Raw genomic sequence first — 5,280 nt, 5'->3', positions numbered from 1 at the left:
CCCAGGCTGTTGACGAAGTTGTTGCCCATGCCGGTGCGCGCGAACAGCTCGTGGTAGTTCGCGGTGGTCACCGAGGACGGCAGCAGCGGCGGCGGGAAATGCGCCGCCTCGCCGGTGGGCATGAACGACACCGACAGCATCCACAGCAGCGGCGCCAGGCTGACCAGCGCCAGTACCGTCAAGCCCCCGTTGACCCACCATGCATGCCAGCGCGACTGGCCGATTTCACGACTCATACCAACTGCCTCTTGCGGCCGAAACGCAGCATGACGCTGGTTACGGCCAGGATGATCAGGAACAGCAGGAACGCCACCGCGGAGGCGCGACCCAGGTTCCACCACTTGAAGCCTTCCTCGAACATGAAGTACAGCACGCTGACGGTGCTCTGCAGTGGGTCGCCGCGGGTCATCACGTAGGGTTCGGCGAACAGCTGGAAGTAGCCGGACACGGTAATCACGCCCACCACCAGCAGCACCGGGCCGAGCATCGGCAGGGTGATGTGCAGGAACTGCTTCCAGCGCGAGGCGCCGTCGATGCGCGCGGCCTCGTACAGGTCATGCGGGATCGCCTGCAGGCCGGCCAGGAAGATCACCATGTTGTAGCCGAAGTTCTTCCACACCGCGAACAGCATGATGGTCGGCATGGCCCAGTTGGGATCGCCCAGCCAGTCGATCGGGTTGATGCCGATGTGGCCCAGCCCGTAGTTCACCAGGCCGTAGCTGGTGTGGAACAGGTAGCGCCAGATCACCGCCACCGCCACCAGGGTGGTCACCACCGGGGCGAACAACGCGGTGCGGAACAGCGCCTTGAAGCGCGCCGCCGGGGCGTTGAGCAGGATCGCCGCCCCCAGCGATACGCCGATCGACATCGGCACGCCGACGATCACGAAGTAGGTGGTGTTCCACAGCGACTTCCAGAACATCGGGGTCTGCAGCAGGTCGATGTAGTTGCCCAGCCCGACAAAGCGCAGGTTGCCGCCGTCGGCCAGGGCGTACAGGTCGAAGTCGGTGATGCTCAGGGCCAGCGCCGAGAACACCGGCAGGCCGAAGAACACGCCGATCACCAGGATGGCCGGGCCGGCGAACAGCCAGCCGGCAAGCGAACGCTGCTTCATTGCGCCGCTCCCGTGGCCACCGCGCTGGAATGCACGCCCGAACCGGCGGCCTTCTCCTGTGCATCGCGCTCATGCATCCAACGGCGCTTGGCGAGGACCTTGTCCACGCGCTTGTCCAGTTCCTTCACTGCCACATCCTGATCAAGGCCACCACGCACCACCTGTTCGGTGATGATCCGCATTTCCTGCACGATACGTTCCCACTCCAACACCTTGGGCGTGGGCTTCACGCGTTCCAGCTGGTCGCGGAACGGCTGCGCCAGCGGGTCGTTGGCCAGCGAGGGATACTCCCAGGTGCTGCGCCGCGGCGGCAGGTCGCCGATGATGGAATGGAAACGCTCCTGGATCGCCGGGCGCGACAGGAACTCGATCAGCTTCCACGACGCTTCCTTCTGCTGCGAGGAGCGGAAGATCACCAGGCTGGTGCCGCCGGCAATACCGGCGCCGGGGCCGTCCGGGCCCGGCAGTGCGGCGGTGCCCCACTTGCCTTCCAGTTCCTTGGGCTGCAGCTTCTTGAACTCGCGGATATTCCACGGGCCGGACAGGTAGAACACGTTGAAGCCGCGGAAGAACTCGTCCCAGACGTTGGAGATCTGGGTCTCGGACATGCGCGGCGCCCAGCCCTGGGCGAACATGTTTTCGTAGAAGCCCAGGGTCTTGCGGAAGCCGGGGCTGCTGAAATTGCCGCGGGTATCGGCATCGCGCAGCAGCGGGTCGGGCTGCTGCAAGGCGAAGGACAACTGCTGCTCGAACTCGTTGATCGGCATCAGCACCGCGTAGCGCTTGGGCCCCTGCATCTTCTTGATGGCGGCCATCATCTCGTTCCACTCCGCCCAGGTGCGCGGGGGGTGGTCGTAGCCGGCCTGGGCCAGCAGGTCCTTGCGGTAGTACAGCAGGCGGGTGTCCACGTACCACGGCACGCCGACCAGCTCGTCATGCACCACGTTGGTGTCCCAGATGCCCTGGAAGTAGTCGTCCGGATCCACCACCTTGGACTGCGCCACGTAGGGCCGCAGCGGCACCAGGGTGTTGAGCTCGGCGAACTCGGGGATCCAGGTGTTGCCCAGCTGGCACACATCGGGCAGGCCGTCGGCGGCGAACGCGGTGAGCAGCTTTTCGTGCGCGGCCGTCCACGGGATGTTCTGCACATCGACGTGGATGCCGGGGTTCTCCGCCTCGAACTCCTTGATCAGGCCGGTGACCACTTCGGCCTCGCGGCCCATCGCCCAGAAACGCACGGTGACGCCTTCCGGCTCCTTGCGACAGCCAGACAACAACACGCTGCCGACCAGCAGCAGCAACAGACTCAAACCCAGTTTGGGGCGCGACGACAATGGCACTGCTTACTTCCCCTGCTGCTGGTTGCGGTTCGTATTGGAATTGTTCTTCTGTTCCTGGGCGGCTGCCGCGCGCGATTCGGCGATGCCGACCGAGCGCGCCGAAGCGGCCTTTTCATCTTTCTGCAGTTCCAACGGCTGGTCCTGGCCTTCGGGGGTCAACCAGCCACCGCTGAAACCGGCGCGCTCCAGACCCTTGCGGATGTGCGCGTTCTTCTTCATCACGTCCCAGACGAAATCGTTCCGGTAGTTGGCGATCATGGTCAGGATCGGGCCCTGGTCGATGCCGATGTAGTCGCTGGCCACCCAGCCGCGATCAGGCACCAGCCGGCCGGTCTTGATCGGGATGTCGTAGTTGAAGCTCGGGTTGAACGAATCCAGGAAGCCGTAGCTGGAATAGATGTAGTCGCCGTAGCGCTTGTGCATCTCTTCGGTGGCCGGGATGACTTCTTCCGGGGCGAACACCACCGAGGCGATCGCCGCGGTCGGGGCGATGGTGCCGTCGTCGAAGTTCTCGCGCAGGCCGGCGCCACGCGAGGAGTAATGGCGGAACTGGCGCTGCTCGCCGCGGTATTCCTGGGTGGTGTTCTGCGGGCCATCGCTGGCGGTCAGGCCCCACACGTTCTCGCCGTAGTCCTTCCAGTTCATCGGGTTGGCGATGGCGTATTCGCGCTGCGCCAGGGCGGCCGAACGGCTGTTGAGGAAGTAGGTGCTGCCCCGCTCGCGCATGTAGGCATCCTGGATGTCGCGGAAGTCCACCCACACATGCGTGTACTGGTGCCCGAACAGCGGGCCGAAGGACAGGTATTCCTGGCCCTGGTAGACGCCCCAGTCGTTGTCGTAGGTACGCGTCCAGACCGTCCATGCGTCCGGGCTGACCGGGTGGGTCGGCGAGCCGAGCGCGAGGATGTAGACCATCATCGCCTCGTTGTAGCCCATCCAGTCGTGGTCGATGAAGCCGCTTTCGGGGAACCAGCCCATCGAGATCAGCGGCGCACGCTGCTGCAGCCACGGCCAGTCCACGCGCTTGTAGAGCGTGTCGGCGATCTCGCGGATCTCTTTTTCGCGGGCATCGTCCCCGCTGTAGTACGACTGGGCGAACAGCACGCCCATCATCAGCAGCGCGGTATCCACGCTGGACAGCTCCACCCAGCTGTCGTAACGACGGCCCTGCTGCATGTCCAGGAAGTGGTAGTAGAAGCCCTTGTAGCCGCCCTTGCCGGTACGCTGCGGGCCCATCGGCAGGTCGCGGAAGAACTTCAGCGTGAGCAGGGTGCGGTCCACGGCCTGGGTACGGCTGACCCAGCCGTTTTCCACGCCGATCGGATAGGCGGTGAGCGCGTAGCCGACCGAGGCAATGCTGGCAAACGGGCGCGACGGGTAGCGGTCGGGGCTGAGGCCGTTGACCTCGTTGGTGGTATCCCAGAAGAACTGGAAGGTGCGGCGTTCGATATCGTCAAACAGCGGCGGCAGCTCCGGCTTCATCGGGCGCGGCGGCGCATCGGCCTCGACCAGGATCACCGGCGGCTTCGGCTTTGCCGGTTTGTCCGGCGCCTGCTGCTGGCAACCGGCGATGGCCACGGACAGCAACGCCAGCGACACCATCCGAGATGCATTCATCGACCACCACCTTTTGCGCATGTTCGTGCTGGAGAGCATAGCCTCAACCAAGCTGAAATCGTTTACAGATCACGATCCAAAAAAATCCGCCGGGGCGGACACGGGCGCACCAGCCACGGGCCGGTACCTACCGCACACGCGCTTGTCCATCGGCGATGGGCAAGCGCCTGTGCAGTCCCGCCAACCTGCCCAAGCAGGCCGGCGGGGTGCACGTGCGGGTAACGGCCAATGGCCGTTACCCGCCGTCAACGCCGGTGAAGGCGTTGACGGGTCATGCGGTCATCAGAAGCGGAAGCCGACTTCCGCCTTGACCTGGCGCGGCGTACCGACGATATCGCCGGTCTCGTTGTAGCTGGCCAGCAACTTGCCGTTGGACTTGGTGTAGTTGTAGTTGGAGAAGTTGTCGAAGTTGAAGACGTTGATGATGTCGATACGCGCATACAGCTCGGTATCGCCCGGCATCTTGAACGTCTTGGTGGCCTGCAGGTCAACCGAACGGTAGCCGAAGATCTTGCCACCGACCAGGAACTTGCCGTTGCCGTTGGGCACGGCCGCACCCGGGGTCGGCAGGTCGAAACCGGTCGACTGGGTGACCGGGTACCAGTCATTCACCGCGGTCGGGGTGGCCAGGGTGATCTTGCCGCCGAAGGTGATGTCCCAGAAGCCCGCATAGGAGCCGGTCAGCACCAGGCGGTGACGCGGGGCACCGTTGGAGCGGATGGTCGGGTAGTCCTCGATCAGGCCGCGGTCAAAGGCGTACTTCTCGTTGATGTCGCGGTTGTGGCGCGCGGTGGTCCAGGTGTAGGCGATCGAGGTGCCCCAGCCGCTCTCCTTGGTGAACGGCTTCTGCGCCGACAGCAGCACCTGCGTGGCACGGGTCTTGATGCCCTGCTGGCCGATGATCAGGCTGCCGAAGCCCGGCACGTTGCAGCTCCAGGCCTGGCTCAGGCCCGGGTCGGTGCCACCGCACAGGCGCGGGTCATCGAAGAACTGGCCGGTCGGGTAACGGTTGCCCAGGGTGAAGGCGAAGCCGTCGTAGCTCAGGGTGCGGGCGATGGTGGCATCGGTCAGCCAGTCACCGACCTGGTTGCTCATGCCGAGGCTGAACTGATCCGAGTACGGCGCCTTCAGGTTGTTGTTCAACAGGTCCACTTCCAGACCGGCATTGCTGGTCGAGCCGACCAGCGCCTGCAGGTTGCCGATGCCGTT

General features: G+C 64.7%; 3 protein-coding genes and 2 pseudogenes. All 5 read right to left on the bottom strand.

The annotated features are described in order from the left end of the window. Positions 1-236 (bottom strand): annotated as a pseudogene (locus DBR34_RS23820) (carbohydrate ABC transporter permease); the annotation flags it as partial. Beyond that, positions 233-1,114 carry a sugar ABC transporter permease gene (locus DBR34_RS17640; protein ID WP_038687498.1) on the bottom strand — a complete coding sequence of 294 codons (882 nt, stop codon included), beginning with the start codon at positions 1,112-1,114 and terminating at the stop codon, positions 233-235. The pseudogene DBR34_RS23820 and the gene DBR34_RS17640, both read right to left, overlap by 4 nt. After that, a complete protein-coding gene (locus DBR34_RS17635; RefSeq protein WP_128097751.1) occupies positions 1,111-2,424 on the bottom strand; it encodes a sugar ABC transporter substrate-binding protein in 1,314 nt (437 codons plus the stop codon). The genes DBR34_RS17640 and DBR34_RS17635 overlap by 4 nt, the downstream gene beginning before the upstream one ends. A 33-nt stretch (positions 2,425-2,457) precedes the next feature. After that, positions 2,458-4,071 carry a glucoamylase family protein gene (locus DBR34_RS17630; protein ID WP_128097744.1) on the bottom strand — a complete coding sequence of 538 codons (1,614 nt, stop codon included), beginning with the start codon at positions 4,069-4,071 and terminating at the stop codon, positions 2,458-2,460. Between the two features lie 282 nt (positions 4,072-4,353). Next, positions 4,354-5,280, bottom strand: a pseudogene (locus DBR34_RS23815) (hypothetical protein); the annotation flags it as partial.

This window comes from Stenotrophomonas sp. HMWF003 (genome assembly GCF_003061285.1).
In the GTDB taxonomy this organism is placed as follows: domain Bacteria; phylum Pseudomonadota; class Gammaproteobacteria; order Xanthomonadales; family Xanthomonadaceae; genus Stenotrophomonas; species Stenotrophomonas maltophilia_AP.
This window is presented reverse-complemented; position numbering and strand designations above follow the sequence as displayed.